The following is a 25,946-nucleotide window of genomic DNA, read 5'->3' as shown; positions in this document are numbered from 1 at the left end:
ACGCGCCCGCACACTTGCGCTCAGGGACTAGCTGTCTTCCTTGTCGAACGGTTCGTCGCTCCACCGCCACCAGGCCTCGTCGCCCTCGATGTGCAGCAGGAACTCGGGCACCTCCTGGCCCTGCGGGTACCGCAGCGTCACGGCATTGCGGACCGCGTCGTACGCACGCTCCCAGGATTCACCGTCCTGGTCGATGCGGTCGAGCAACCGCAGTTCCTCGGCGAAGAGCGGCCGGACCTCCAGGAAGGATTCCGTCGGGCGGACATGGGCGTTGAGCCACGGGAAGTCACCACCGGTCACCACGAGATCAGCAAGCAGGCCGCCGTTGTCCCGCCGGTGCAGCGACCACACGTCACATTGATCATCACTCACGGCGGGAGACTAGTACGGCAGCCGCCGTTTGAGATACCGCGAGCGCTACGAGGCGGCGCCGAGCGGCTGTGGCAGGACGGTCGGGACGTAGGCCAGGTGCTGGATGCGCCCGTCAAGGAGCCGGGAGTCCACGAGCTCGAGGTCAATGTCGGGGAGGCCAGCCAGGATCGGGTCGGAACCGGAGGCGCCGGTGATGACGGGGAACACCAGAATCTCGAGCCTGTCGACCAGGCCGGCGGCCAGCAGGGCGCGGTTCATCGAGATGCTGCCGTGCGAGCGAAGCGGAACCGGCGACTCCTGCTTGAGACGGGTGACGGCCGTGACCGCGTCCTCAGCGATCAGCGTCGAGTTGGGCCAGCTCAGCGGGGCCTTGAGGGTGCGAGAGACGACCAGCTTGGTGCGGGCGGTGAGTGCCTGGAAATCCGGGTTGTCCGCAGCCTCGGCCGCGAACCCTTCCATCGCGCGGTAGGTGTTCGCCCCGAGCACCAGCGTCTCGCCCTGGCCCTCGAAGAAGACCCGCCTCCGTTCCGCCGACAACTCAGGCCCTTCCTTGCCCCAGTATCCGACGGGTCCCGTTCCGAAGCCGTCGAGGGACATGAACAGATCTGCGGTGTAGTAGGTCATCACGGTTCCTCTCTACGGGTTGTCACACTCTGACCCGCCCCTTGGAGCGACGGGTGCCGTGTTGCGAGGATTCCGACCAGCCGGTCATGCGGGTCGCACCACGCGGTAGCGCAGGTGCGTAGCGTCGCAGCCTTCGACGACGCGGACGAGCTCAAGCCGGCACCTGCTCGGGCGGCCCGCCGCGGCCCATCTCCTGCCCCGGACGGTCGTCCGGTCCGGCACAGAAGCCGTCCAGCGACATGGTCATGTCCAAGCGGACGAGTCCACCAGCGGAGACCGGTCCCGCATCGGTGCGCTCGACCAGTTCCAGGATCACCTCGTCCTCACGGGGCAGCGCCAGCATCTGGCGTGCTCAACGCGCCCAACGGCCTCCATCCCGACCGCCTCGTAGAAGGCGAGGGAGGTCTCAACGTCGCTGACGTGCACAGCTGGAAACAAGATTCTCATAGTGACTGGGTCACTCCCTGTCGGCGGCCGGGCGCGGCCGGCGCCCTGTTCACCGGTTGTCGCCGATGACCGAGCATCCCGCACAACGTCTGGTGCCAGCCGCGATCGGTCTTCGCTGCAACGCCACCTACGCGAGTCTATTCGGCGAGGGCGGCCAGGGCGGCCAGGGCGAGTGTGGTGAAGCGGTGCCAGGAGTCCCAGCGGCGCGGCCACCGCCAGATCTGATGTTGTGTCCGCAACGCACAGACGATCAGGCGGTGGCCATCCCTCGTCCACCCCGATTCACCAGCAAGATCTCAAACGGCGGCTGCCATACTAGCGACTGCAGCCGGCGGTCGAGGGGTACCCGTCGACAACCGTGGCGAGAAGGTGGACCTCACCATGGCCTACGTCGGCACCCGCACCGTCTTCGAGCAGGCCGGTTTCGTGAAGGCAGCCGACACCACCTCCGTACTCGCCGGGTTCCCCCGGGTGCTCATGCGGCTCGACCTGCGGTGACCTGGCCCGAACCGGTCGCTGCACTGCAATCGAGCGGGTCGCCGGATACCGGCTGGCGGGTCGGGCGCGGGCTGAGCGAAGCTCAGGTGTGATCGTTGTTCAGCGGGTTCGGGTGCGGTGGACGGCTGATGCACGCGGCGCGTCGGCGGCGAACGCGCGCCGTGGCCTCGACCGGGCCGTGGCCTTGCCCCGGTCACTGCCGGACGGCGATGTGGTCGTCCACGAGGTCCTGGCTGACCAGGCGGTCGACTACGCACGCCAGGAGAAGGTGCTGAGCGGCGGTGTCGAGCAGGCCCGTGCCATCGACCTCTGGCTGGGCCGCACCGGACAGAGGCTCACCGTCGACCGGCTGCCCGGTGCGGCAGCCTATCCGCGACCGTACGCCTCGACCCGCCTGTTCACGCTGACCCCAGGGCAGGTCGGCCGTTACCGGGCGAACTTCCGGTTCACCGGCTGCGCCTGCAGCCCGAGCTGGTACTACGAGGATTGGCTGGTGCACGTCAGCCACGGCCCGGTGACTCCTGGACACTTCGTGGACCGGCAGCCGGACCGCGATGTCGACCACCGTGTGCACCTCTACGGCGGAACCGTTCGCCGCACTTCGTGACGGGCCGCCCCTTCCGCCTCGGCCCCTGGTGCGTCAGGTCGCGGTGACACGCTCATGCGAGATCACGCTCGATCAGGGATCGAGTGGGATCGGGGCCGCGAGATGACCACTCGATCCACGATCGAGCGTGACCTTGCCACAGGCGCTGAGGTGTCAGGGGCGGGTCGCGGGTTCGTTCCGGTACGCCTCGTGCAGGAGGTGCGCGAAGGTGGTGCCGTCGGCGAGCAGCCGGTCGCCCAGGCGGGAGACGGGGATGGCGGGCGTCCACGAGTTCATGACGACGCCGGCCAGGTTCTCGGTCAAATCGGCTCGGTGGATGTCACGGGTCTGCTGCGCGACGCCGAGGTGCGCAAGCTGACGAGTGAGGATCTGCATGGTGATTCCGGGCAGGAGATCGACGTGCGGCCAGATCACCGTCTCGCCGTCCCAGAAGGCCAGGTTCCAGATGGTCGCTTCGCTGAGCCGGCCCGTGCCGTCTTCGAAGACGGCGTCGTCGAAGCCGCGGGCTCGGGCCTGCCGCAGGTACCAGGTCTTGGCGACCTCCCCGACGTGCTTGATGCCCGCCAGGTCCCGCTGGTGGCTGACGACGTCCAGGGCCCTCTGCTGAGCACCCGTACCGCCCTGCAGGGACTCATCGACTCGTCGAGCCGGACGCAGGGACAACTCGGGGCGGGCGCGCCGCGATAATGGCGGTGCGGCGCAACGCCTGCTGCCGGAGACTCGCTCACATGGTCACGTCAGTACACAGTGTCGCCGACCTGACCGCGGCGATGCGCTCGGGTGCCCGGGTGAAGTTCCTGTTCTTCTGGGGCCACCAGCCGCAGCGCGACGGCAGCGTCGGGGCGGGCTGCCTGAGCCAGTGGTGGCCGGCGCCGTTCACCATCGGCGGGCTGCGCTTCGCCACCGCCGAGCACTACATGATGTGGCGCAAGGCCACCCTCTTCGACGACCACGCCACCGCCGCCCGGGTCCTGACGGCGGCGCACCCGCACGCGGCGAAGATGCTGGGCCGGCAGGTCACCGGATTCGACCAGCACGTGTGGGAGCAGCACCGCTACGACATCGTGCTGACCGGCACCGTCGCGAAGTTCGACGAGCATCCTGCGCTGCGCACGTACCTGATCGGCACCGGTAAGCGGATCCTCGTGGAGGCCAGCCCGCTCGACCGGATCTGGGGCATCGGCCTGGCCGCCGACCATCCGCGCGCCACCGACCCGGCACGTTGGCGCGGGCTGAACCTGCTCGGCTTCGCACTCATGCAGGCCCGCGAGATCCTGACCGGACAGGAAGGCGCCCGCTGACCGAGGCCGTGGAGCTGGGACCGGGCTGTCGTGATCAGGAAGTGGTGGGAGGGCCGCCGCCGGCGACCCGGCGGGCCGAGCGAGGTGCCGGCCGGGTGGGCAGGCCCACCCGTACGACGTGCAACAGCCGGTCGGGTGCCACGTCCAGCAGTGCGGCGAGGGCCGTACGGGTGGCGGCGACGTCGATCAGTTGGCTGAGCGGGTGGGCTGCCAGCCCCGCCGTGTGCAGCGTCAACCAGCACCGCATCAGCACCCGTCCGAACTCGACCTGCCCGGCCGGGTCGAGGCTGTCGGGGGCGACCAGGGCCAGCACGGTACCGCCCCGGGCGAGCGGGTTGTCGGCGGCGGCGAGCAGCCGGGGCAGGCCGAGCGGGCGCAGCACCTGGTACGCGTCCAGCGCCGCGCGTAGCCCCACCGCGGCGGGCCGGGACAGGGCGAGGCAGCGGTCGGTGAGCCCGTCGACGTGGTAGTTCGGGTGCGCCGGGTCGAGCCGTAGCCAGCCGCGCAGCTCGGCGGTGATCGCCGGGTCCGCGTACAGGTGCCGGTCGGCGGTACGCAGGAGGGCACCGAGCCGGCCGGCGTGCGGCACGACCCGTACGCTGCCGCCGGCCCGTCGGGCGACCCGGTCCACCGCCGCGAGCACGTCCGGTCCCGGACCGGCGGCGAAGTGACCCCGGTCGGTACGACGTTCCCACACGTCGATGGCGCGGAAGGGGGTCGAGTAGCGGTGTGCGGTGGGCCGCAGCCAACCCACCCACCGGTCGTCGTGCTCGGCGACGTACTCCAGGTGCAGGTCGGCGTCGGCCGCGACGATCAGGCAGGTCTCGACGAACGCGCCGAGGGACAGCCGCAGGTCGCGGCCGGTGGGGTCGGCCGCCGGCAGCGTGTGGGCGGCGTCCCATCCGACGCGGATCGCTGCGGGCTCGTACCGTAGCCGCCACGGCTGGGTGTTGTGGGCGCTCGGGGCCCGCCAGCACAGCGGTGCGAGAGCGCGGAACGCGGCGAAGTCCACCTATCGCTCCTTGGCGTAGAAGGTGTACCCGTGCAGCGGGCGACCGCCGAGGCGTCGGTACTGGGCGGCCGAGGCCGGATTGTCCCGCTCGACGTAGGTGCTGCGCAGGGTGGTGTAGCCGGCGGCGTACAGGTTGTGGTGCAGGTGGGCGGAGAGCAGCCGCTGGTAGCCGTGTCCCTGGTACCGCGGCACGACACCCTTGATGATCAGCACCGCCTCCCGCCGGTAGCGGCGGCGGGTGGCCAGCAACCGCAGCTGGTTGAGCGGGTGCAGGTTGCCGCGCACGCCGGCCAGGAACTCGCTGATGTCCGGTACGCAGAGCACGAACGCCACCGCCGCGCCGTCGCGGGTCAGGTAGAGCAGCAGCGACTCGTCCAGCAGGTACGCCAGCCCGTCGGTCTGCCGCCGCAGCTGCTCGGCGGAGATCGGGGTGTAGTAGCCGAGCTGGGCGAAGGAGTCGTTGAGCATCCCGCGCAGCAGGTCGAGCTGCTCGTCGAGGCGGCGCAGGTCACCTCGGTGCACTTCGAGGCGTACGCCATCGGATTTTATGTATGTCGACGGCTTCGGCTGCGGCGGGGCGGGCACGGGGCAGATCCAGGTGTCGGCTTCGAAGCGGCGGTGGAACCCGTACGCCTCGTAGGCGATCGGGTAGTGCGGCGGGTTCCAGGCGCTGTCGACGAAACCCCGGTCGGCGTACCCGGAGGTGATCACCCCACCGGCCTGGTTGGGTAGCAGCGCCACCGGGCCGAAGAGCAGGTCCCGGTCGGCGGCGGTGTGCGCGGTGATCGCGTCGAACAGCGGCCCGGCGGCCGGCTCGGTGAACTCGGTGAGCCCGAAGAGTTGGCAGCGGCGGCCGAGTTTGGCGTCGAAGGCCGCGTCGGTGTGCAGGGTGGTGCGTCCGATCACCGTGCCGGCTGGGTCGCGCAGCAGGTACATCGGCACGCCGTCGCGCCACCACCGCCGGATCTGCTGCCGTGGGGTGGGCACGTGCCGCGGTTCGCCCGCGTACAGCCGGTCGGTGAGGGTGCAGAAGTCCCGCAGGTCCCGGCGGCCGGTGACCCGTTCGAACCGGGTTCTCACCGCACGACCTCCGGCCCGGTGCGCTCCGCGCCGATGGGGGTGAAGGTGGCGATGTGTCCCATCTCCGGGCCTTCGGCGCGCCATGTGCCGTTGGAGTATCCGTCGGGGGCGGCGGTGTAGAGCCGGATGAAGCCGGCGGTCGCGTTGCGGGTGCCGTCGGTCAGCCAGACCATCAACCGGCGGTGCTCGCGAGTGCGGGCGAAGCGCAGCATCGCCTCGCGGTCGGTGAAGAAGGCGATCGTGCCGAGGGTCAACGGGAACTGCCAGTAGACGGTGTGCCAGCAGTAGCCGGACATCCGTCGCATGTCGCGGACCATCCGGATCCAGGCCGGTGCCAGCCGCAGCAGGACCAGCGGGTTGGTGTAGCGGGTCGCGCCGATGAACATGGCCCCGGCGCGGGCCTGCGCGGGAGCGCGGGAGAAGTCACGGGTACGCATGGTCACCTCACCAGGTAGACGTTTTTGATCTTCTGATCGCCGGCGAACGGGCCGCTGCCGGGTTCGTGCAGTTCCACCCGCAGGTCACCGGCGGTCGGATCCTCCAACAGCGACTGGGCGAAGTCCCGGGAGACCGAGGTGAGGTGCCGGCGTACCCCGGTGCGGCAGGCGGCGGCGAGGGCCTCGCGTTGCGACGCCGGCAGCGAGCGGCGCAGTTCGATGTGGATCACCGGCCGGGTCTCCAGCGCCGCGTCCTCGACCAGAGCCAGACAGAAGCGGCTGATCTCGGCGGCGTACGGGTTGCCGGTGTAGAGGCCGTACTCGACGTCCTGGGGGTAGAGGTTGGCCCCCAGGTAGGACACCGTGGAGTCGCGCCGACCGAACAGCAGCAACACCGGCAGGGTCATCCGTTCCGCGGATACGGCGGTACGGAACTCGGCTCGGCGCACCGGGTCGGCGTGCGCCAGCTCGACGATCCGCCGGTACGGCACGAGCAGCGCCTCGTCGCCGATGTTGTAGCGCAGTCGGGGCTGGAGCACGTCACCGGTGACCGTGCAGATCAACTCCCGGTGCTCGTTGGTCTCCAGGTAGGTGGCGAACGGGTTGTACTGGAACACCATGGGCAGCCGCTGCTCGTCGGTGCCGAGCAGCTCGGCCCGCAGCGCGCGGTCGTTCTGCAGCCGCCGCCGCAGCCACACCGTGAACCGGGTCTCCGCGCCGATGCCGATGGTCAGGTCCGACGCGCCGTACGCCGAGCGCACCAGCGCGAACCGCTGTTCCAGGTAGTCGCGCAGCGCCTCGGTCATCCCCTCGCCGCCGCAACTGGCGTGGATGCGGTACCGCGACCAGGGGAACTCCTCGGCGTCGAGCCGGTCGCGCAGATGCTTGAGAAACGGCGGGTACGCGGTCACCAGGTAGTCGAAGTCGGGGCCGAACTCGCGCAGCGTGTCGACGATCTTCCCGAGGTCCGGCCCGGTGTTCTTGACCACGGCGATCCGGGCCATCGCGGCACCTGTCGTCGTCCCGGTCGCCCAGGCCCCCATCGAGTACGCGTTGATCACGAACGGTCGGCGCATCGGGAAGACCAGCCCGGTGTAGCCGACGATGTCCCGGTGCACCGCCCGCAGTTCCCGGTCCCCACGCGGCCAGTTGAACGGCCGCCCCGACGAGCCGGCCGACTCGTCGACCACCACCCCTCGGGTGGGCAACCGCCCGCGCCAGCAGCGTGCGGCCGCGTCGTGGGCCACCACGTACCCGAGCTTGTCGGTTTCCGGGAAATCCGTCAGCCGACGACGCACACCGGCCGGACGGGCGCGCAGGAAGGCCCGGTAGGCGGGCACCTGCCGGGCGGCCCGTACGCAGACGGCCTGCGCGTGCGCCGCAGCCAGCGTGTCCAGGGCCGGGTGGTGTCGCCGCGCCACCCACCGCCATCCGGCCGGGTGGCGGCCGATGAGCCGGCTCAGCGCGGCGACCGCGCGCCCGAGGGGGGCCAGCACGGCCTGCCGGCCACGCGCGGCCAGGGCCGGCAGCGGTGAAGAAGTGGTACGCAGAGCGAGGTGTCGGTGCGGCAGATCAGCCATGCCATGATCCTCGCGATGCCGACGGGCCGGCACCTGAGACCGCGAACGGTGTCCGGGCTGAGCATCCCTACTCAGTCGACGGTGACGCTTCCCCGGGCCGGCAGTGCCGACCGGATCGACCGCTACGGCGTGGTGGGCACGGGGGTGAGCGCGGTACGCCGGAGGCGGGCGGCATCCTGGCTGGGTGGGGCGCCGAAGTGGCGGCGGTACTCGCGGCTGAACTGTGACGGGCTGTCGTACCCGACCGCGTGCCCGACACCGGTGACGTCGTCGGGGTGGGTGGCCAGCAGCAGCCGGGCCTGCTGGAGACCGCGCTCGGCCGTCTCGGTGAGCCCGACGACATGGGCAAGGTCATCGCCGCCCTGCTCGACGACACGGGGGAATGAGCCGCCGTCTGGCTAATCGAGCGGCACGACGCGGAAATCGGTGACGAAGCTGGCGATGACCCCTTCGGCGGTACGCCCGATGTAGGTCGCGTACACGCCGTCGCCCCAACCAGAACCGACCACGTACACATTGGCCCCGGTCCGCTCCTCCACCACCGCGGCGATGGCGGCGTCGACCGGATCGTGGGGAATCTGCGCCGGGATGAACACGTCGTCGATCCGCTCGAAATCCCAGCCGGTCAATACCTCCATCGCCACCTGGTCGGCGAGCGTCCCGGTACCCGCATCGACCCGGTACCCGAAGAAGTCGTCGTCACCGAGGGTGACCAGGTCCTGCCCCGGGAGCAGCGCCATGCTCCACGACGACACCGGCTCGTCGGCCACTACCAGCTGCAACGCGGCGAGCCGCCGATGCCCCTGGCCGTGATCGCCGCCGATCATCGCCGCCCACGCCCGCAGCGGATACCGGCCCGGCGTCACCACGTCGACAAACGGTGTGGTGTGTGCCGCCAACGGGTCACAGGCGACCACCTTGCCGGACGGCAACACCACCGATCCCAGTTCGCACGGCTGCACCTGGTACGCGCTCCCGTCTCGTTCCACGCGATATCCGGGAGTCAACAGCAAATCAAGATCAGGCACGTACGGCATGACGCGCAGCATGGCAGAACGGCCCACCAGCGAGATTCGGCAAGGGTCAGGCCCATGACGTCCAACAAGGGAGCTGCCGTCGTAGGGGCTTCGCCGATAGGGTCGCGGCGTGACGACGGACGCCGATTCCGAGGCTGGGCGTACGCCGGTGCCGCGGCGGTGGGACTGGGAGCATCCGGTCGCGCCCCGCTGGCTGCTCCTCGGCAGTGTCGGCGTCTACGACTCCGACGAGGACGACATCCCGCTGGCGTTGTGCGCCGAGATCGAGGGATTGTTCGTCGACCTGCCGTCCCGGCCGCGGGAGCGGTTCACACTTGTCGGCTGCGCCCCGGAAGGAGCGCTTGCCGATCTGTTGGATCGGCTGCCCGTCGAGGCGCTCGGCACCGAACGAGCCTGGCTGGGTGACATCTCGCTGGCGGCACCAACCGGGTCACCGGACACGCCGCCGTCCTGGTTCGGCGAACATCTCGGCGATGTCGTCGTACTCGGTCGACGACCGAGCCCCACGACGCCGCAGACCGTGGACGTCGACCTCGACGGGTTCGTTCACGTCCACGACCGCACGGACGCGGTGGTACGTCCCGACGTCGCCGAGTTCGTCCTGCTCGGCGGGGACGAGGCGCCCTACGGCACCTGTCGGGATGTGACGGGCGTGTTCCGCGAGCAGGCCGCACCGCCGGTGCCGCGGGTCAGGCTGCTCGGTTGCCGACCGGAAACGCCACTGCTCACCGTGCTCGGTGCGGTCAGCAACGCGAGCAAGGCTTCCCGGCGTCGCCGTCGGATCCACGCCGAGGTGCACATGACAGCCGCGGACGGCTCGATCCCTCCGGTGATCGGCGGCCTGGTGTCGGGAACGGTCGTCGCGGGCGAGCCGTCGCGCCTCGGTGCCGGACTTCTCGACGTGACCGTCGACAGCGATCCACGGGAACCCTTGCCGCTGGGGGTCCTCGACATCCTGGAGCATTGGCGCATCCGACGGCCCGCAGCAAGGAACGAGTGGGCGGGCTACCACCGCGAGTTGCGCGACCACTGGGCCGGGATGGCGCTCGCCCACCGGATCGATGCCGCCGACCGGCCACCCGGCACCACCTATGACCTCGACGGGCGGTACGTCAGCGACATCGAAGGGTTCTACTGCGCGATCGGCGAGGCGATAAACGGCCCCGGCGGGTATTTCGGCTGGAACCTCGACGCACTCCACGACTGTCTGCGCGGAGGTTTCGGCGCACGGACACCGTTCCGCCTGGTGTGGCACGACTCGGCCGTCGCCCGTACGCACCTCGTCGCCGGCTATGACGGACGTCGACTCGCACCGGCGACCACTCTGGACGATCTGCTGGACATCCTCGCGGCGCAGCAGGTCGACGTCGACCTCCGCTGACCACGCCGGCCGATCGGGGCCACCCGGGCAGGCGTGTGTCGGAACTGCGCCGCGTGGCATCCTCCCGAAACCGCAGCCCACTACTCTGCGGGAGTGGACTGCTACACGCTGCAATCTGATGTCGTCCCGGATCTCGGCGTGGCACGCGCGAGCTGCTGATGAGTGCAGTTCACGACATCCGCCGACGTCACCGTCGGGGCACCTCCGCCAACGCCAGTCCGCGCCGCCACCGCAGCCGATCCTGCTCGTTTCCGGGAGGTACTTCCATGTCCACGTCAGAGCATGGCGCCCGCACGTCGTCACGGCAGGATTCCGTACTGCCGGAGTTGCGGGAGCTGTGGTGGGAGACCGGGGTACGGGCGCGGGCGCAGGCCAGCCTGTTCGCGGTCTTCTCCGAGTTGCCCCGCCTGGTCTGGGCCGCCATCGTCGTCAGCTGGCGGGCCGACCGGCTGCGTACCTCGATCGTGGCGGTGACCACCGTCGGCGCCGGGGTGATGTCGGCGTTCGGGCTGCTCGCGGCACAGCGGGTGCTCGTGGAACTGTTCGCCGGCGGGCCGACCGCCGACAAGGTGATTGCGGCGCTACCCGCCCTGATCGCGCTGGCGGCGGTGACCGCGCTGCGCGCGAGCATGACAGCCGCGATGGGGTACGCGCAGAACGGCCTCACCCCGAAGGTCGACCGGGAGGTCGAGCGACGACTGTTCGAGATGACCACCGCGGTACGGCTGGAGGCGTTCGACGCCGACGCGTTCGCCGACGACATGGAGCGGGCCACCCGCGGCTCGACCTCCACCACCGACCTGGTGCAGGCGTCGATGAATCTGCTCGCCGGCCTGGCCGGGGTGCTCGCCGTCGCGATCGCCGTCGTGGTGATCCACCCGCTGCTGCTGCTCGCCCTGCTGGTGGCCACCGTGCCGAACGGGTGGGCGTCGCTGCGGGCCGGGCATCTGCGCTACCGGACCTACGCCGCCGGGTCGGTGCGGCGACGACGGATGTGGCTGCTGCACCGCCTGATGGCCGAACGTGACTCCGCCCCCGAACTACGCTCCTACGGCCTGCGTGGCTTCCTGCTCGACCAGTACGACCGGGTCATGGGCGTCGAGACCGACATCCAACTCGCTCTGGCCCGCCGGGTGACCACGACCACCACCGTCGGGGCGATGATCGGTGGCATCGCGACAGCCGTGGTGTACGTCCTGCTCGGTCTGCTGCTCATCGACGGGCAGATCCCCCTCGCGGCCGCCGCGACCTGCGTGATCGCCGTCCAGTCCGCGCAGCGGTCCCTGGCGGTGGTCACCTTCCAGACCGACCGGATCTACACCGAGGGCCAGCACTTCCGCGACTACACAGGCTTCATGACCCGCGCCGCCGACTACCTGCCCCCGCCCGCCGCCCCCGCGGCGGACGCACCTGACCAACTGCGGGAGATCGTGGTGGACGACGTCCGGCTGCGCTATCCCGACCGCGAGAGCGCCGCCGTCGACGGGGTGAGCCTGCGCATCCAGGCCGGGCAGACGGTGGCCTTCGTCGGCGAGAACGGCTCCGGCAAGTCGACCCTTGCCACCATGATCGCCCTCCTGCGTACCCCGACCGGCGGCACCATCCGCTTCAACGGCCGCCCGGCGGCCGACTGGGACAGCGACGCGCTGCGCGCCCGGATCGCCGTCGTCACGCAGGAGTACCACAACTGGCCGTTCACGGCCGCCACGAACATCGCCATCGGCGACATCACCACCGTCCCCGAACAGGCCCGCATCGAGACCGCCGCCGCCCGCGCCGTCGCCCACGACATGATCACCAATCTGCCGTACGGCTACGAGACGCTGCTCGACCGTACCTTCGCCGGTGGTCAGGACCTCTCCGGCGGGCAGTGGCAACGCATCACCGCCGCCCGCGGCTTCCTGCGCGACGCCGACCTGCTCATCATGGACGAGCCCTCCTCCGCCCTCGATCCGCGCGCCGAGGACGCCCTGTTCCAGGCCATCCGCGACCGGCAGGGACGTGGCATCACCATCCTGATCACCCACCGGCTCGCCAACGTCCGGCACGCCGACCGCATCTACGTCCTGCACCACGGCCGGCTCGTCGAAACCGGCACCCATGATCAACTCATGGCCGCAGGCGGCCGGTACGCCGAGCTGTTCACCCTCCAGGCCGCCGGCTACCGCACCACCCCGGCCACGTCACCGCTGCCCCGCCAGCCCACCGCCTCCGCCTGACGCACGGCATCCGGCCGGCTGCACCTCCGCGCCGCACGACGGCCGCCGCCCTGTTCGGGAAATCCTGTCGGTGGTCGATGTGAGAATGCCGGACAACCGATCTTGGGAGATGGCATGGGGACGTGGGACAGCGGGCCGTTCGACAACGACACCGCCGCCGACTGGTGTGGTGATCTCGACGACGCCGACGTGGGCAAGCGCCCGATCCTGGTCCGCGAGGCGCTGAGCCGGGCCGCCGGTGAGGCCGATTACCTCGACGCCGATGTCGCCTGCGTGGCGATCGCCGCAGCCGCGATCGTGGCCGCGCAGCGGCCCGGTGGGCCGGCGATCACCTCCTCGTACGCACCGGATTTCCTGCTCGACGGTGGTCGGCTCGATCTGCCCGACGACCTGGTCCCGCTCGCGGTGCGGGCGCTCGACCGGATCATGGCCGCCGACTCGGAGTGGCATTTTCTGTGGCAGGACGCCGCGGGACCCAGCAATCGGGCCTTCGACAGCGTCCACGACCTGCGCGGAGTCCTGACAGCCCGGTAGCCGGGCGCGCCCGGGTCAGGGGCGGGCTGCGGCGAGCTGCGGGTAGAGCCCTTCGACCGGCCCCGCGAGTCCGGCCTTCACCCGGCCGCTGAGCTCATCGGCGAGGATCTCGTAGCTGCCGGCTTCGATCCCGTCGTACGCCGAGCGGACGACGTCGGCCGGGTCGAGCTTGGGGGCCTCGACATCCTTGGTCATCGGGGTGTCGGCGTAGCCGAGGTGCAACGAAGCGACGTGCACGCCCTCGGGGGCGAGCGTGATGCGCTGCGTGTTCGTCGCCTGCCAGAGTGCCGCCTTGGTGGCGCTGTAGGCGTCGCCGGTGCCGAGCCAGCTCAGGACGGACAGCACGTTGAGCACCGTGCCCCGCGACGTCTTCAGCGCCGGGGTGAACGCGTTGGTCACCGCGAGCGCGCCCCAGAAGTTGGTCTCGAACAGCTCCCGTGCCGCCGCCAGGTCGCCGAGCACGCTGGCGCCGTTCAACGCCCCGGCGTTGTTGATCACGATGGTCACGTCGTCGGCGGCGTCGGCTGCGGCCGCGATGGACTCCGGCGACGTCACGTCCAGGACGAGGGGGACGATGCGGTCGTCGTTCCAGTCCCGTGGGTTGCGGGCGGCGGCGTACACCTTCACCGCTCCCCGGTCGAGGGCCTGGTGAACGAAGTGGGTGCCGAGGCCACCGTTGGCTCCGGTGACGAGTACGACGGCTCCGTTGAGGCTGGGCATGTCAGATCCTCCCGTGGTGGGTGACGGCGCGGCTGCCGCCTTCGCGATCCGGCTGACTAGCGTCTGCCATAGTCAGCAATCTAGCCCGCCTGGCTTGGGTTGAGCAAAGTCAGGGTAGGATGGGTGTCATGAATCACGACGAGGGACCTGTCGAGTCCACCGACGCCCTCGAGCGTCTGGGCGCGTTCGCCGCGCGCGACGACTGGACGGCGACGGGTTGGTGCCGCATCGAGCGCTCGCTCGATCTGATCGGCACGCGCTCGGCGATGCTGATAGTCCGTGAACTCTTCTACGGGGGCACCAGGTTCGATGAGTTGGCTCGACGTACGGGCTTGAGCGAGGCCGTCGTCGCCGGACGACTCAAGCAGCTGTACGCCGACGGCATCGTCGACAGGCGTCCCTACCAGGAGCCCGGCAAGCGCACCCGCGACGAGTACCTGCTCACCGATCGCGGGCGCGCCCTCTTCCCGATCATCGTCGCCCTCGTGCAGTGGGGTGAACTGCTCGGCGACGACCACCGCACCGGCGTCGAACTCGTTCACCGTGGCTGCGAAGCCCCGCTCTCCGCCCACGTCAGATGCGCCAAGGGGCACGACGTGCCACTCGGAGAGGCTGCCGCGCGGCTGAAGGACGAGGACTACGCGGCTGCGGCACGACGGCAGCCTGACGGCTCCGACTGACGCTGCGCTTCGATGATCAAACGGACGGTCCGGCGACGCGACGGTGGGGTTGGCACGAGCCGGGCAACTGATCAGCTCATGATCGACTAAGGTCCGGGTGCCGTCTGGACAAGGTCCAGCTGCACCAGGTCGTCTCCCCTCTCCGTCCGACGGGCGACGGCGGCCCGTCGACTGTCGGCGCTTACGCCTATCGCGCCGAATCGCCCGGACAACGCCCGCGAGAACTCTCCACTGGCGGTGTCGATTCGCCAGAGGAGACAAGGAAGAAGATCTCGCCGGACCGTGCCACGGCGAGAAATCCCGCTCGCCCCGGTGTCGAACAACCGGATGGGTCGAAGAAATCCTGATCCAGGTCGAAGGGTACGAGTTCAGCCGGTCGGTGCTTCGGAAAGGGGACGACGTGACCCTTCACGTGCCGGGCGATACTCGAACAGTCGTCGGCGGCGTACTCCACCCACCCGTTCGACAGGTCGTCATCCCACGACACCAGCCACTGAGCACCCAACGTCGCCAGCTTGACCATCTTCCCGTCGTCAAGGGCGGCGGCAATTCGTGAACTGACATGAGTCGTAGTGGCTTCGCAGTCGACCACAGCGCCCAGCCTGCCGTCCGGCAAGGTGGAAATGGTGACGATTTCGGGAGCACCGCAGAACCCCGTGGACGGAACGGCCACCGTTTCACCTCGACCGCTACTTGTGATCATGGCAAGTCTCGTGGGACTGGCAGAGTCGACATAGCGGAGAACGTAGAGCTGGCCGCTCGGTAGCCACGCGACACTCACGGTGTGGCCATCCTGCGCCGTCGCCAGCCGCTCTGGGGCGATCTCGGCGTCGGTCCCGCAGCCGCTGAGCATGACGACAGAGGCAGCGGCGATCGTTACGACAGTTCGATGCCAACCCCGACCTCGTCTCGGGGCACCACATTCGCCACGCCGCAGCATCGGCATGCTCCTGCCCCCCCCCCGCCGACGTGGGCCGGCCATCCGCGACACGCGTCGGCGGATACTCCCCGCCGATGCCGCTGCCTCGGCGCACACGGGACCATACCGCCGCCGCACTCGTCACCAGATCGAACGCTCGCTCGGTCTGATCGGGCAGCCCGCCTGCCCCGTTGATCATCGACAGCTCGGCCGGTCAACACGTACGGTGCGGGAATGCGAGTCGTACCCCGATGGGCGCTGGCCTCCGCCGTGGCAGCGCCCATCCTCCTGATCGGTGGCTGGACCCTCGGTGCGGCCCGCCAGCCCGGCGGATTCGACCAGGTCACCGAGACGATCAGCGCGCTCGCCGCAGTCGACGCGACCGACCGGTGGATCATGACGCTCGGCCTGGCCGGACTCGGACTGTGTCACTGCGTGACCGCCGCCGGGCTACGTCCCCTCGCACCTGCCGGACGGGCGCTGCTCGCCCTCGGCGGGGTGGGAACCCTGGCGGTGGCCGCGTTCCCGCTGCCGGCCGGCGGTGAGGACTCGGTGCCCCACACACTCGCCGCCGCTGTGGCCTTCGGCGCCCTGGCGCTCTGGCCCGCCCTCGCCGCGCCGCGCACCACGACCACGAGGGGACCCGCCCGACGGCGCGCACCCTGGGCGGCACTGACGGTCGCCTTGGCGCTGCCGGTGGCCTGGTTCGTGGCCGAGTTGGCTTCCGGCGGCGAGCGGATCGGCCTGGCCGAACGGGTGGCGGCCGGCGCGGAGGCGCTCGCACCCCTGCTCGTGGTCGCCGGGCTGCGCACCGCCTCCGGCCGACGACGGCAACGCGGCACCGCTGCCCGCCCGCCCACCGCGTGACAGGGAACTACTCGCCATCGAGAACACAGATCAGTTGGCCCCACTCGGCAGCGTTGGCGCCGGAAGACGGCTGACCTTCATCGATCGTCACCCTCCGTTTCGGTGAACGCCCGAAGACGCAACCGCGCAGCCGGGTTGAAGACGAACCATGCGTAGAAATCGCCCATCCGGTCTCAGGTGGTCAGGGCCAGGCCGGCCAGCGTGACGGTGGACAGCACGACGGTGCCGACCGTCCCGGCAGTCAACGCGGTGCGGCTGCCGTGGGCGACCGACCGCAGGTCGACCGCGGCACCGAGGGCGAACATGGCAGCCGCCAGCAGAAGCGTGCCTGCCACCGACCCGAGGTCGAGGACACCTGTCGGTAGCCAGCCGGTCGTGCGTAGCATCGCCGCCGCGACGAAGCCGACGACGAACCACGGCAGCATCGGAGGCTTGCGTACGTGACCAGAGGTCCGGCGTTGCAGGGCCACCAGGGCGACGAGCGGGGCCAGCAGCAGCACCCGGAACAGCTTGACGACGACGGCCGCCGACAGGGCCGTGGCACCGACCGCGCCGCCGACCGCGACGACCTGGCCCACCTCGTGCACGCTCGCCCCCACCCACAGGCCGAGCAGCGCCTCGTCCAGGCCGAACAGCACACCGAGGGCGGGCAGGACGATCATGGACACCGTACCGAGCACGGTGACGACCGCGACCGCGGTGACGACGTCCTCCTCCTCGCCGTCACCGACCTGGTTCATCGCGGCCACGGCCGACGCGCCGCAGATGGCCACTCCGGTCGCGACGAGCAACGACCGGTCGGCGGTGAGACCGAGGCGTCGGCCCACCCGGCGGGTGGCGAGGAAGCTGGCGGCCACCCCCAGCGTCACGACGAGTATCGGCCCGACACCCAACCCGACGACATCGGCCAGCACCAGTTGCAGGCCGAGCAGCACGATGCCGATCCGCAGCAGGGTGGTGGCGGCGAACCGCAGGCCAGGCCGTAACCACGGGCGGTTGCCGCCGCAGGCGGTCAGCACGATACCCAGCACGATCGCCACCACCAGCGGGCTGGCGGCACCGAACCGGAGATTCACCAGATGTCCGACGGCAGCGGCACCGGCGGCGACGAGCAGTCCCGGCAGCAGGCGGGAGCCTCCCCGACCGGTGGCGGGAACGACGCTGGTCGCCTCCTTGATCGTCATAGGGACAGCTTCACGTGATCTGGCCCCCTCCAGTAGCCGTCCACCGGGATGCAGGTCATAGCCTGGGGTTATGAGTGTGCTTCCCGACCTGATGTCGTTGCGGCTGCTGGTCGGGGTGGCGGAGCTGGGCAGTGTCGGCCGGGCCGCGCGCGCGATGGGGATGTCCCAGCCGTCGGCCAGCAAGCGCCTCGCCGCGCTGGAACGGCAGGTACGACTCCCGCTGCTGACCCGGACCCCACGCGGTTCGATGCTCACCGACGACGGGCAGGTCGTGGTGACGTGGGCGCTGCGTCTGCTGACCGTCGCCGACGAGTTCGACAACAGCCTCACCGCCATGCGCCACGCACGGGCGGCACGCCTGCGCGTGGCGGCGAGCATGACCGTCGCCGAGGCCCTGCTCCCCCGGTGGTTGCACCGCCTCGCGCAGCGCGAACCCGATGTGCAGGTCGGCCTGACCGTCGTCAACTCCACCGAAGTCGCGCGGATGCTGGTGACCGACGACAGCGTCGACATCGGGTTCATCGAAGGGCCGAACGTGCCCGACGGACTCGACCACATGATCGTCGGGCACGATCACCTGGTCGTCGTCGTGGCGCCACAGCATGACTGGGCCCGTCGTCGTCGCCCGCTGCGTCCGGCGGAACTGGCGGCCACCCGGCTCGTGGTGCGAGAGCAGGGATCAGGCACCCGGGAGACCCTGGAACTGGCCCTGCGCGACCTCGACCCCGCGCCGCCGCACCTGTCCCTCGGCTCGAACGCCGCCGTCAAGGGCGCGGCGATGACCGGCACCGCGCCCGCGGTGCTCAGCAGGCACGCCGTCGAGACGGAACTCGCCACCGGTCACCTGGTCACCGTGCCGGTGGACGACCTGCCGCTCCGGCGGGACCTGCGCGCGGTGTGGCCACGCGGTCGGCGGCTCACCGGGTCGGCCACCGCACTGCTGCAGGCGATCGACACCTCCCCCACGACGCCCCCGGCCCGACCCACGAAGATCACCAAGGACCGGCACCCACCGGGTCGACGCTAGGTCAGCACGGTGGGCCGCCAACGGCCTGGCCGAGCCCCGCGAGTCGGCGGCGCGCGTCATCGACGGTGGGATCACCCAGGTCGTCGTAGATGGCAGAGGCCAGCCGCCAGGCTTGCGCGGCTGCCTCGGCGTTGCCCATCGCGGCGTGGGTCTCGCCGAGACGAACGAGCGTCTCCGCCTGGTGATACCGGTCGGCGGAGGCGCGGAAGAGTTCGACGGACTGCTCGTAGCAGGACACCGCGCGGGCATGATGACCGAGTGCGTGGTAGGCGAACCCGAGGCTGTCCAGCGTCGCCGCTTGGCCGTTGTGGTCGTCGATCAGGCGCTGCTGGGTCAGCGCCGCCGTACAGTCGACGATCGCCTGCCGGTAGTCGCCGCGAACGGCGTGCATGTACCCGACCGCGTTGAGGGCCCGCCCTTCGCCGGCCCGGTTGCCGGTCCGCCGGTACAGGCGCAGGGCCTCGTGGCCGTGGGTCAGCGCCTCGTCCACGCGGCCGAGCACGAAACAGTGCTCGGTGTAGTTGTGCAGGGTCTGCGCCAGACCATCCTCGTCGTCGAGCTGCTCGTACAGCTTGATCGCCCATTCCAGGCGGTCACCGGCGGTGTCGTGCTGGCCGAGTCGCGCGGCGGCCCGGCCCAGCAGTCGGCTGGCCGTGGCCTGCGCATTCAGGTCGCCAAGGCACTCCGCCGCCTGGAGCGCGACCTGCTGGGCGGCGAGCTGGTCGTGCCAGAGCCCACGGGGCGCCAGAAAGGTGGTCAACGCCCAGGCGAGCTGCCAGGCGTACGCCTCGAACCCGGTCGTGGCGGCCTGCCGGATCACCCGCAGGAGCACCCGGCGTTCCGTCGAGAACCAGGCCAGGGCGGCGTCCTGGTCGGCCATCGGCACGTGGATGACGTCGCCCAGTGCCGGCACGGGGGTGATGGGTGTCCACTGCGGCTGGACCAGCCGGGCCGCCGGATAGGCGCTGTGCAGGTAGTGGTCGTACAGCCGGTGCCGGGCGTCGTGCCGCTCGGCGCTCTGCTCAGCGCCCTGCGTCAACTCGGCGGCGTACGAGCGCAGCAGGTCGTGGCAGGCGTACCGGTCCGGCCGGTGCTCGGTCAACAGGTGCAGCCGGGTCAGTTCCTTGAGCACCGGGCCGACCGCGGCGGCGGAACAGCCCAGCAGCGCGGCGGCGGCGGCACTTGTCAGTTCCGGTCCCGGATGCAGCCCGATCAGGCGGAACAGGCGGGCCGCGACAGGGCTCAGGGCCCGGTACGACCAGGAGAACACCCGACGTACGTCGCCGTCCGCCAGGACCTCCAACCGTGCCTCGGGTGGGCGCAGCTCCGCAGCGATCGCCTCCAGTGGGAAGGTGGGCCGGGTCGCCACCCGCGCCGCCACGATCGACAGGGCGAGCGGCAGGCGCCCGGATGCCTCGATCATGTCGGCTACCGCGTCCGGTTCGTCGTCGAGCCGGTCGCCACCGATTCGGCTGCGCAACAGGTTCCTCGACTCGGTGGCGGTCAGCAGGTCGAGGGCCAGCAGTCGAGCGCCCTCCGCGGCGACCAGGCTGTGCAGCTGGTCCCGACTGGTCACCACGACGACGCACCGGCCGGCACCGGGCAGCAGAGGCCGTACCTGCTCGGCGTCGCGGGCGTTGTCGAGCACGATGAGCATCTCGCGGGAGGCCAGCAGGCTGCGGTACAGCCCGATCCGAGCGTCCAGACTGCTCGGTATGTGGGCCAGGGGTACGCCGAGCGCCTCGAGGAAGCCGAGCAGCGCGTCGGCGGGCGCGACCCGCTCCCCGTCGTCGTACCCGCGGAGGTTGACGTGGAGTTGTCCGTCGGGAAAGCGGTCGGCCACCCGGTGCGCCCAGTGCAGCGCCAGCGCGGTCTTGCCGATGCCGGCCATGCCGCAGACCGCGGAGATGACCACCGTGGTCGGCCCGCCGGCCCGGTCGCCGACCGCCGCGTCGAGGCGGCTCAGGGGCAGCTCCCGACCGACGAACCCGGGTGGGACGAGCGGTAGCTGCTCCGGGCGCACCCGGACCGAGGCCGTGGCGACACGTTCGGCTGTCGCCGACGGTCCGTCCGGTTGCCGCCGGTGGTGCAGGATGTCGTCGTGCAGGCGGGTCAGCTCGGGCCCGGGATCCATTCCGGTCTCGTCGGCCAACACCCGTCGGACCTGCCGGAAGGCCGCCAGCGCGCCGGCCACGTCACCGCTGGCGTAGAGCGCCGACATGAGGTGCACCCAGGCACGCTGCCGTAACGGATGCCGGTCGAGCAGGGCGCGCAACCGGGGGATCACCTCTGCCGGCGCACCGAGGGCGAGCTTCGCCTCGGCGTGGTCCTCCTCGGCCAGCAGCCGCCGTTCCATCAACTGCTCGACCCAGCGGGACAGCTGCGGGGGAAGTGGCAGCTCGGCCAGCGCCCGGCCGCGCCACAGGCCCAGTGCTGCGGCCAGCTCGGCCTCGGCCCGCTCGGCGTCACCGCTGGTCAGGGCTTCCCGTCCCCGCGCGGTCGCGGCGTCGAAGCGATCGAGGTCGCGTTCGTCCGGCTCGACCCGCAGCAGGTATCCACCGTGGGTGGTTACGATCCGCGGCTCGTCGTCGGCGGCATCGTGGAGGGCCTGCCGCAGCCCGCGGACGTAGGTGCGGATGTTGGCGTTCGCGGACGCCGGTGGCTGTTCGTTCCAGAGGGCGGTGACCAGTCTCTTCGTGGAGACCGCCTCACCAGGCCGGAACAGCAGACAGGCCAGCAGCAGCCGTTGCTTCACCGAGCCGAGATCGACCGGCCGGCCGTCCCGGACCACCGACAACGGGCCGAGCAGGTCGAAGTGGATCGGCATCGTTCACCTCAGCCTGAGGCTGACCAGATGTACCTCGATTGTGCGCGGGTTGTACGCCGGCCACCGTACCATCGGCCACCGAAGCGATCATCTTTCAGCTGTGGCTGTCCTGGAGGTCCGCCATGCAGCAGCCCCCGATCACCGTCGTTGCTGTCGGCGACTTCGGTCGCGCGGTGGCCGGTCGCCTGGTGTCCAGAATCGCCGGAACGCAGGTGACGGAGAGCTTCCCGGCGGCAACCCCTCCCCTGCGACCGATCGTCCTGGCGTCCTGGCGGGAGGCCCGCACCATCGCCCGGAGCATCGACGCCGACGATGCGGTGCCGTGGTGGCTGCCAGTCATCCTGACACATCCGCAGATTCGTGTGGGCCCCGTCCTCGGCGGGCAACTGCCCGGCTGCTACGACTGTCTGCTGGGGCAGGTGCTCGCCACTGACGAGCAGCCGCACGTCACCAGGGCGCTGTGGGACCTGTACGACCAGGACCGGTGGTCTGGTCCGCTCGGCTACCTGGAGCATCACGTCAGTGTCGCGGCGGCCCTCGCCACGATGCTGATCAGGCAGCAGGATCAATGCAGCCAGCGCATTCTCAGCTACGACCTGCTCGACGGCACCGTACGCACCGACGCATTCGTGCCGGTCGACGGCTGTCCCCGGGGCGAGCGCGCGGCGGCGGCGCAGCAGTTACCCGGCGGATCCGGAGACCGAGCGGGCCAGCCCGGGAGAACGGGGGTTGTGGCGTGACCGGGCCGGTGTACCGCCTCAGCACCGGGCTGGTTCGCTTCGCCTTCGGCGACTCGTACGTCCTGGAGGGCGGGCCGGCACGTGCCGTCGTGACCGGACCCGGCGCGACGGATGTCCTGCCGCAGCTCTGCGAACTGCTCGACGGCAATCACTGTGTATCGCAGATCGCGCGGTTGCTGGGCGTACCGATGTCGGAGGTCACCGACCGGATAGCCCTGCTCGTGCGACACGGGCTCGCGCACGCCGTCACCGCGGACGACGCTGTCTGGTCGGGAACCGATCCGCCGACACCGGCGGCCGACTTCCTGTCCCGTACCGGCGGCCAACTCGATCACCCGACCGACGCCGCCCGGATGCTGGCCAACCTGCGCCATGGCCGGGCGCTGGTGGCGGGGCGCGGATGGCTGGCCGCGACGATCACCGCCGAGCTGGACCGCAGCGGCGTCGCCATGTGGCCGTACGACCCTGATCTGCTGGTCGGACTGCCGCCGGTCACCGCCGACGGACGGAACTCGGTCGTGGTGGTGGAGGTGCTCGCCGACGGCCCACCCTCCGCCCTGGCCGCGACCCTGCGGGCGGGTCAGTGGTGGCTCGGCGCGCGGGTCGACGCGAGCGGCGGGTGGGTGGGACCGCTGCTGCGGCCCGGCTCCTGCGGGTGCCAGCTACCACTGCCCCGCTCGGCCACGGCCGGCCCGACCGCGACGGTCGTCGACGTGATCGCGGCGCTGACGGCCGGAAAGGTCGTCGACACCCTGAGTCGGGGCGTGGACCCCACCATTGCGGACACCTGCCTGGAGATCCGCTGTCCCGACGGGGTGCCGACCGCCACCGTCCGACCTCTCCCCCGACGCCGCGACTGCCCCGACTGCGGCCCGAACGGCGCCGCCGACGGCCGGTACGAGCAGGCGAGCCCGGCCGCCTCCGGGTTGCTGCGGCACCTGCCGTCCCCGCCCGCCCCGGTGCCATCGCCGGCGGTGCACCTGCCCGGCGACCCGGTGCCACACGTCGGCGGGTGACTCCCGCGTCCTGGACCGGCCCGTCGGTAACGGGATGACTGACGGTCCGGTCCAGGACGCGGGCGGCTGCACATCGTGGCCGGCTGCGGCACACTCTCCTGCATGACGGTCGCGGCTCGGTGCACATGGGATCAGGCCAATGCGCGACGTCTGGTGCGCGCGGGTCTGACCGGCCCCCGCAGCAGCGGCGAGGCGGCCCTCGCTGAGGTCGCGAGGGCGCAGTGCGGCGTACACGCGCAGGTGATGTCGGCCGCCGAGTGGTCGCTCGGAGCGCGGCTCGACGGGGTGTCCCGGCAGTCTGTGCAGGATGCGCTCTGGCGGGATCACCGCCTGGTGAAGACCCGTGGACCACGTGGCACGGTGCACCTGCTCGCCGCCGACGACCTGCCGATGTGGGCGGGTGCGCTGGGCGCGCTCCCCACCGGCCAGGACCACCAGCCCGCTGCGGTACGAATGACGAAACCCCAGGTCGAAGCGGTGATCGAGGCGATCGATGACGCGCTGCGGGACGCCGATCTGACCGTCGACGAGCTGACCGAGGCCATCGCCGCGCGGGTCGGCGACTGGTCGGCCGACCGGGTGATGGAGGCGTTCGGTGATCGTTGGCCGCGGTGGCGGCAGATCGAACACCAGGTGACCAACCGAGGTGTGATGTGTTTCGGTCCGTTACGCGGCCGGAAGGTGACCTATACGAGTCCGGCGCGGCTGCTGCCAGGTTTCACGCCGGCCGCGAGTGACGTCGCGCTGACCGACCTGCTTGCGCACTATCTCTGGGCGTACGGACCCGCAACACCCGCACACGTGGCGCAGTGGTTGTCGATTCCGCGTCCATTCGCGACCGAAATGTTCGAGCTGGCGGCGGACCGATTGGAGCCGGTCGATCTGGAAGGTGAGCGGGCCTGGGTGATCGCGGAGGACCGCGCGTTCGACCAGGAGCCGCCGTCCGGGCTTCGTCTGCTGCCCTACTTCGACGCGTACGTCATCGGCTGTCATCCCCGGGACCGGCTGTTCGCCGGCCGAGCGGCCCAGCGCGCCCTCGCCAACGGTCAGGCGGGCACGTTCCCCGTGCTCCTCGTCGACGGGCGGGTCGCCGGCGTGTGGCATCAACGCAAATCCGGACGCCGGATCGACGTGACGGTGGAACCGCTTGACGAGTTGTCCGCCGCGCAGCGCCGCGCCCTCGACGAGGAGGCGGATCGGTTGGCCGCGTTCTTCGGGGCGAAAGTCTCGATGCGAATTGGTCCTGTCACCGTCGGCGGTCACGCCTAGCTCCTGCAAAGCCGGGTGCGTAACTTCAGTCAGTGCCGCTGCCTGACGTGAACGAGCAGGCAGCGGGGCATGCGCTGGCCATTCCGGCAGTGACCTGATCCGACTTCCAACGTGCGCTCTCGACCAGAGACACGGACTTTTCGTACCCCCGGTGCTTAAACACGACCCTGTTGATGGGGTAGGCTCTGCGGCGCTATTCAACTAGAGTCATATCAGAGACAATAACAGGAGTCGTGGAACGATGGCGAAAGGGCAACTGGGTTGGCTTCCGCAGGGCGAGATCGCCGTGACCCAGCCGGAGTTCGGTCAGCGACTGAAGGCGCGGCGCACGGCACTGCGCATGTCGCAGCGCGAACTCGCCGGTGACTTCGTCACCCCGAGCTACATCTCCCTGCTGGAAGCGGGCAGTCGGGTCCCGACCCTGGACGTGGTGGTGTACCTGGGCCGCATGCTCGACTGCAGCCTGGAGGAACTGCTCGACGTCGACGTGGCACCCCTGCTGCCGAGCGAAGCCAGCCGTCGCCCCATCGTCTTCGAACAGGTCCTGGCGCGCAGCGCGAGCGAGGTCGGTGACCACGCCCAGGCCCGCCGGTTCCTGGAGAACGCGCTGGCCAGCGCGAGATCCGACGGACTGCCCGAGCGCGTGGTCGACGTCAGCCTGGAACTCCAGGACACCCTGCGAATGCTCAGCGAGCACCAGGCCCGACTCCGACTGCTGGAGGAACTGGCCGAGATTCCCCTCGTCCAGTCCGCCCCGGAACTGCTGTTGGTCGTCAAGACCCACCTCGCGTCGGTACTCCGCGACCTCGGGCAACTGCGCGAGGCCCGGCGTACGGCGTACGGCGCACTGACCCACCTGCGGCAGCCCGGAATCGGCGGCACGAGCGTGCACGTACGGCTGCTGGGCGTACTGATCTCGGTGCTCTGCGAGGCCGGTGAGCTCGACCAGGTGGAACCGCTGATCACCGAGATGTTGGAGGTCGCGGGCAAGCTCGACTGGCCGGGCTTCGTCGGGCGGGCCCACTGGGTGGCAAGCATGGCGTACGCGCAGTTGGGCCGCCCGGAGGAGGCGCGTGAGCACTTCGGGCTGGCCCGGGACGCGCTGGCCTTCCCCAGCATGTCGCTCATCGACTGGCTGCGGTTCTGCCGGTCGGCGGCCTCGGTGCTGCTCGACATCGGCGACGACCTGGACAGCGCGCGGCAGTGGATCCGTGACGCGGAGACCACGTCACGGATGCTCGGCCTCGCCCAGGAGCAGGCCATCGTCTCCGCACTGCGGGCCCGCTACGAGCTCAGCACCGGCAACCCCCAGGAAGCGCTGCGCCTGTACGAGCCGCTGACCGGCCCGGACACCCCGCTCGCCGGGCTGGATCTGATCTACAGCTACCTCAGCCACGCCAACGCGCTGCACCAGACCCGCGAACTCGACAAGGCGATAGCGATGCTGCGCTCCGCGGTCGAACTGTGCGAGAAGGGCGGCTCGTACCAACTCGCCGCCCAGGTGTGGCGACAGATCGACGAACTGACCCGGGAACGCGACACGATGCTGGCCGACGACCAACCATAGG

The 25,946-nt window shown here is 70.5% G+C and carries 27 protein-coding genes; 13 read left to right on the top strand and 14 right to left on the bottom strand.

Annotated elements, in window-relative coordinates; all coding sequences use genetic code 11:
• Nucleotides 1–27: 27 nt before the first annotated feature.
• The 3 genes from C1A38_RS09160 to C1A38_RS31320 form a co-directional block, all read right to left on the bottom strand.
• Nucleotides 28–372: a hypothetical protein gene (locus tag C1A38_RS09160; RefSeq protein WP_233196722.1), complete on the bottom strand. Its 345-nt coding sequence runs from the start codon at nt 370–372 to the stop codon at nt 28–30.
• 45 nt (nt 373–417) lie between these two features.
• Nucleotides 418–996, bottom strand: coding sequence for a dihydrofolate reductase family protein (locus tag C1A38_RS09155; RefSeq protein WP_233196721.1), 579 nt, complete (start codon nt 994–996; stop codon nt 418–420).
• 151 nt (nt 997–1,147) lie between these two features.
• Complete coding sequence (locus C1A38_RS31320; RefSeq protein ID WP_199180144.1) at nt 1,148–1,339, bottom strand: hypothetical protein; 192 nt, start codon at nt 1,337–1,339, stop codon at nt 1,148–1,150.
• Between the two features lie 780 nt (nt 1,340–2,119).
• Here C1A38_RS31320 and C1A38_RS09140 point away from each other — a divergent pair.
• Nucleotides 2,120–2,548, top strand: a complete 429-nt coding sequence (locus tag C1A38_RS09140; protein ID WP_102657416.1) for a hypothetical protein — start codon at nt 2,120–2,122, stop codon at nt 2,546–2,548.
• Between the two features lie 153 nt (nt 2,549–2,701).
• On the opposite strand, the gene C1A38_RS09135 is transcribed toward C1A38_RS09140, so the two are convergent.
• Nucleotides 2,702–3,211 (bottom strand): aminotransferase class IV, encoded by a 510-nt coding sequence (locus tag C1A38_RS09135; RefSeq protein WP_233196720.1) that lies wholly within the window; start codon nt 3,209–3,211, stop codon nt 2,702–2,704.
• Between the two features lie 65 nt (nt 3,212–3,276).
• On the opposite strand from C1A38_RS09135, the gene ybiA reads away from it, so the two are divergent.
• Entirely contained in the window at nt 3,277–3,849 is a 573-nt protein-coding gene (ybiA, locus tag C1A38_RS09125) for a riboflavin biosynthesis intermediates N-glycosidase (RefSeq protein WP_102657398.1), read from the top strand.
• A gap of 34 nt (nt 3,850–3,883) precedes the next feature.
• Here ybiA and C1A38_RS09120 read toward each other — a convergent pair whose 3' ends face one another.
• The 5 genes from C1A38_RS09120 to C1A38_RS09100 form a co-directional block, all read right to left on the bottom strand.
• A complete protein-coding gene (locus C1A38_RS09120; RefSeq protein WP_102657397.1) occupies nt 3,884–4,861 on the bottom strand; it encodes a nitroreductase family protein in 978 nt (325 codons plus the stop codon).
• The gene (locus tag C1A38_RS09115; RefSeq protein ID WP_102657396.1) at nt 4,862–5,941 is read right to left on the bottom strand and encodes a GNAT family N-acetyltransferase; all 1,080 of its coding nucleotides are present in this window, start codon (nt 5,939–5,941) and stop codon (nt 4,862–4,864) included.
• On the bottom strand, nt 5,938–6,378 hold the full coding sequence (locus tag C1A38_RS09110) for a DUF4188 domain-containing protein (protein ID WP_102657395.1): 441 nt from the start codon (nt 6,376–6,378) through the stop codon (nt 5,938–5,940). The genes C1A38_RS09115 and C1A38_RS09110 overlap by 4 nt, the downstream gene beginning before the upstream one ends.
• A gap of 2 nt (nt 6,379–6,380) precedes the next feature.
• Entirely contained in the window at nt 6,381–7,958 is a 1,578-nt protein-coding gene (locus C1A38_RS09105; protein WP_102657394.1) for a phenylacetate--CoA ligase family protein, read from the bottom strand.
• A gap of 122 nt (nt 7,959–8,080) precedes the next feature.
• Nucleotides 8,081–8,245 (bottom strand): helix-turn-helix domain-containing protein, encoded by a 165-nt coding sequence (locus C1A38_RS09100; protein ID WP_233196726.1) that lies wholly within the window; start codon nt 8,243–8,245, stop codon nt 8,081–8,083.
• Between C1A38_RS09100 and C1A38_RS31125 the strand changes: the two genes are divergently transcribed.
• Nucleotides 8,207–8,344, top strand: coding sequence for a hypothetical protein (locus C1A38_RS31125; protein WP_158244874.1), 138 nt, complete (start codon nt 8,207–8,209; stop codon nt 8,342–8,344). The two genes, C1A38_RS09100 and C1A38_RS31125, sit on opposite strands and share 39 nt — an antisense overlap.
• A 12-nt stretch (nt 8,345–8,356) precedes the next feature.
• Here the strand turns inward: C1A38_RS31125 and C1A38_RS09095 are convergent, their stop codons facing one another.
• Complete coding sequence (locus C1A38_RS09095) at nt 8,357–8,947, bottom strand: DUF4241 domain-containing protein (protein ID WP_233196719.1); 591 nt, start codon at nt 8,945–8,947, stop codon at nt 8,357–8,359.
• Between the two features lie 157 nt (nt 8,948–9,104).
• Between C1A38_RS09095 and C1A38_RS09090 the strand changes: the two genes are divergently transcribed.
• From C1A38_RS09090 to C1A38_RS09080, 3 genes are all read left to right on the top strand, one after another.
• Nucleotides 9,105–10,376: a barstar family protein gene (locus C1A38_RS09090; protein ID WP_233196718.1), complete on the top strand. Its 1,272-nt coding sequence runs from the start codon at nt 9,105–9,107 to the stop codon at nt 10,374–10,376.
• A gap of 266 nt (nt 10,377–10,642) precedes the next feature.
• Nucleotides 10,643–12,595, top strand: a complete 1,953-nt coding sequence (locus tag C1A38_RS09085; RefSeq protein WP_102657393.1) for an ABC transporter ATP-binding protein — start codon at nt 10,643–10,645, stop codon at nt 12,593–12,595.
• 114 nt (nt 12,596–12,709) lie between these two features.
• Nucleotides 12,710–13,129, top strand: coding sequence for a DUF4259 domain-containing protein (locus C1A38_RS09080; protein WP_102657392.1), 420 nt, complete (start codon nt 12,710–12,712; stop codon nt 13,127–13,129).
• Between the two features lie 15 nt (nt 13,130–13,144).
• Here C1A38_RS09080 and C1A38_RS09075 read toward each other — a convergent pair whose 3' ends face one another.
• Complete coding sequence (locus C1A38_RS09075) at nt 13,145–13,849, bottom strand: SDR family oxidoreductase (protein WP_102657391.1); 705 nt, start codon at nt 13,847–13,849, stop codon at nt 13,145–13,147.
• A gap of 128 nt (nt 13,850–13,977) precedes the next feature.
• On the opposite strand from C1A38_RS09075, the gene C1A38_RS09070 reads away from it, so the two are divergent.
• Nucleotides 13,978–14,529: a winged helix-turn-helix transcriptional regulator gene (locus tag C1A38_RS09070; RefSeq protein ID WP_102657413.1), complete on the top strand. Its 552-nt coding sequence runs from the start codon at nt 13,978–13,980 to the stop codon at nt 14,527–14,529.
• Between the two features lie 187 nt (nt 14,530–14,716).
• Here C1A38_RS09070 and C1A38_RS09065 read toward each other — a convergent pair whose 3' ends face one another.
• Nucleotides 14,717–15,202 carry a hypothetical protein gene (locus C1A38_RS09065; RefSeq protein ID WP_146017491.1) on the bottom strand — a complete coding sequence of 162 codons (486 nt, stop codon included), beginning with the start codon at nt 15,200–15,202 and terminating at the stop codon, nt 14,717–14,719.
• Nucleotides 15,203–15,682: 480 nt separating this feature from the next.
• Here C1A38_RS09065 and C1A38_RS09060 point away from each other — a divergent pair, with 480 nt between their 5' ends.
• Nucleotides 15,683–16,315, top strand: coding sequence for a DUF998 domain-containing protein (locus C1A38_RS09060; RefSeq protein ID WP_102657389.1), 633 nt, complete (start codon nt 15,683–15,685; stop codon nt 16,313–16,315).
• 173 nt (nt 16,316–16,488) lie between these two features.
• On the opposite strand, the gene C1A38_RS09055 is transcribed toward C1A38_RS09060, so the two are convergent.
• Complete coding sequence (locus tag C1A38_RS09055) at nt 16,489–17,499, bottom strand: YeiH family protein (RefSeq protein ID WP_102657388.1); 1,011 nt, start codon at nt 17,497–17,499, stop codon at nt 16,489–16,491.
• Nucleotides 17,500–17,569: 70 nt separating this feature from the next.
• Between C1A38_RS09055 and C1A38_RS09050 the strand changes: the two genes are divergently transcribed.
• Nucleotides 17,570–18,526, top strand: coding sequence for a LysR family transcriptional regulator (locus C1A38_RS09050; RefSeq protein WP_102657387.1), 957 nt, complete (start codon nt 17,570–17,572; stop codon nt 18,524–18,526).
• Between the two features lies 1 nt (nt 18,527).
• Here C1A38_RS09050 and C1A38_RS09045 read toward each other — a convergent pair whose 3' ends face one another.
• Nucleotides 18,528–21,353 (bottom strand): AfsR/SARP family transcriptional regulator, encoded by a 2,826-nt coding sequence (locus C1A38_RS09045; RefSeq protein ID WP_199180143.1) that lies wholly within the window; start codon nt 21,351–21,353, stop codon nt 18,528–18,530.
• 122 nt (nt 21,354–21,475) lie between these two features.
• Between C1A38_RS09045 and C1A38_RS09040 the strand changes: the two genes are divergently transcribed.
• The 4 genes from C1A38_RS09040 (at nt 21,476) to C1A38_RS09025 (ending at nt 25,945) form a co-directional block, all read left to right on the top strand.
• Nucleotides 21,476–22,093, top strand: coding sequence for a TOMM precursor leader peptide-binding protein (locus C1A38_RS09040; protein WP_146017490.1), 618 nt, complete (start codon nt 21,476–21,478; stop codon nt 22,091–22,093).
• Nucleotides 22,090–23,109: a winged helix-turn-helix domain-containing protein gene (locus C1A38_RS09035; RefSeq protein ID WP_102657385.1), complete on the top strand. Its 1,020-nt coding sequence runs from the start codon at nt 22,090–22,092 to the stop codon at nt 23,107–23,109. The genes C1A38_RS09040 and C1A38_RS09035 overlap by 4 nt, the downstream gene beginning before the upstream one ends.
• A 102-nt stretch (nt 23,110–23,211) precedes the next feature.
• Nucleotides 23,212–24,378, top strand: a complete 1,167-nt coding sequence (locus C1A38_RS09030; RefSeq protein WP_102657411.1) for a winged helix DNA-binding domain-containing protein — start codon at nt 23,212–23,214, stop codon at nt 24,376–24,378.
• Between the two features lie 241 nt (nt 24,379–24,619).
• The gene (locus C1A38_RS09025; RefSeq protein WP_102657384.1) at nt 24,620–25,945 is read left to right on the top strand and encodes a helix-turn-helix domain-containing protein; all 1,326 of its coding nucleotides are present in this window, start codon (nt 24,620–24,622) and stop codon (nt 25,943–25,945) included.
• Nucleotide 25,946 lies beyond the last annotated feature (1 nt).

This window comes from Verrucosispora sp. ts21 (assembly GCF_002879555.1).
In the GTDB taxonomy this organism is placed as follows: domain Bacteria; phylum Actinomycetota; class Actinomycetes; order Mycobacteriales; family Micromonosporaceae; genus Micromonospora; species Micromonospora gifhornensis.
This window is presented reverse-complemented; position numbering and strand designations above follow the sequence as displayed.